General features: G+C 65.3%; 3 protein-coding genes. All 3 read left to right on the top strand.

Annotated elements, in window-relative coordinates; genetic code table 11:
* Nucleotides 1–339 (top strand): hypothetical protein (locus tag F2P46_RS35815; protein WP_166899272.1); only part of this gene is annotated, 339 nt, incomplete at its 5' end.
* Nucleotides 336–866 (top strand): glycoside hydrolase family 19 protein, encoded by a 531-nt coding sequence (locus F2P46_RS35810; RefSeq protein ID WP_166899270.1) that lies wholly within the window; start codon nt 336–338, stop codon nt 864–866. The genes F2P46_RS35815 and F2P46_RS35810, both read left to right, overlap by 4 nt.
* Nucleotides 863–1,402 (top strand): hypothetical protein, encoded by a 540-nt coding sequence (locus tag F2P46_RS35805; RefSeq protein WP_166899268.1) that lies wholly within the window; start codon nt 863–865, stop codon nt 1,400–1,402. Before F2P46_RS35810 ends, F2P46_RS35805 begins: the two co-directional genes overlap by 4 nt.
* Nucleotides 1,403–1,412 lie beyond the last annotated feature (10 nt).

Here is a 1,412-nt window from a genome sequence, read left to right as displayed (position 1 = left end):
TTCATGTTTATGTGGCCCAAGACCCGCAAAGAAGCCTTCCTCCGCATCGGCACCACCATCATTTTCTCCACCGTATTCGGCCCGCTGCTGGTCGTGGCGCTGCGCTCATGGTGGCCCGGCCTGTTCGCCGCTGCGCGCGACATCGCGGCTATGTACGGCGTCGACCCGGCGCTGGGCGTGGTCTTCATCGCGGCGCCCGTGCTCGTGCTGGCCGGCCTGCCGGCATGGTGGGTGCTGGGCGCTTTCGTGCGCTGGTTCGGCCGTCGCGAAGACAAGGATATTGGCGAACTGGCCCGCGATGCGGCCGCAATCATTCGCAATGCGCGGGGTGGCGCATGACGCTCGACCAACTGGTGCGCATTCTCCCGTATGCGCGGCCGCGCGCGGCCAAGTACCTCGACTGGCTCAATGCGAGCATGGTCGAATTCGACATCACGACGCCGGCACGCCAGGCGTCGTTCATCGCTCAGGTAAGCCATGAATCGTCACATCTGCGCTATGTCGAGGAACTGGCGTCCGGCGCCGCCTACGACACGGGCCGGCTCGCCCTCCGGCTGGGCAATACGCCCGAAGCGGACGGCGACGGCCAGAAATGGAAAGGGCGGGGTTTCATCCAGGTGACGGGCGCGGCGAACCATGCCGCGTGCGCCGCCTACTTCCACATTCCGATCGAGCGCATGTCGGCCTGGCTGGTCACGCCGGAAGGCGCCAGCCGTTCGGCCGGCTGGTTCTGGAAGACCCACGGGTTGAACGAGCTGGCCGACGTCGGCGACCAGGTCGCGGTGACCCGCCGCGTCAACGGGGGTGTCAACGGCCTGGCCGACCGCCTTGCCTTGTTCTACGCGGCGCGCAAGGCGCTGGCATGAACGCCGCGCTGCTGTCGCCCGTGCCGGCGTGGGCGCGCTGGGCGCTGCTGCTGGCCGCGTGCGGGTGCATTTTCCTGCTCGGCCAGCTGCGCGGCGAACGCAGGGCGGGCGAGGCGCACATCGCCTATGTCGGCAAGCAGGCCAACCAGGCGGTCAAAGTCGCCAAGGCGCAAATCCAAGTTTTGGTGCGAACCGAAACAAAATATCGGGATCGCGTCGAAAAAATCTATGTCAAGGGTGACGAAATTGAAAAGCAAGTACCTGTTTATGTGTCGGCTGCTGATAGCCGTGCTTATGGCGTTAACGCTGGCTTCGTGCGCACTTACGACGCCGCCTGGACCAATGAACCTGCCGGATCTGCCTCCGACACTGACCGCGAACCCGCCGCCGTTTCGCTTACTGACATCGCGGAAGCCGACGCCCACAACGCGCGTTCCTGCTTCGCCTGGCGCGAACAGGCCCTTGGCCTGCGCGAAGCCTATGTCGGCCTGCAAGCCGTGATGAACGGCGGTCAAGTGAAGGATGTCCCCGAGTGAGCCCCCCAAT

The organism is Massilia sp. CCM 8734 (assembly GCF_011682155.1).
GTDB classification, from domain to species: domain Bacteria; phylum Pseudomonadota; class Gammaproteobacteria; order Burkholderiales; family Burkholderiaceae_D; genus Telluria_A; species Telluria_A rubra.
This window is presented reverse-complemented; position numbering and strand designations above follow the sequence as displayed.

Coding starts and splice junctions, on each gene's coding strand:
- F2P46_RS35810 (WP_166899270.1), top strand. CDS start 336: ATGACGCTCGACCAACTGGTGCGCATTCTCCCGTATGCGCGGCCGCGC.
- F2P46_RS35805 (WP_166899268.1), top strand. CDS start 863: ATGAACGCCGCGCTGCTGTCGCCCGTGCCGGCGTGGGCGCGCTGGGCG.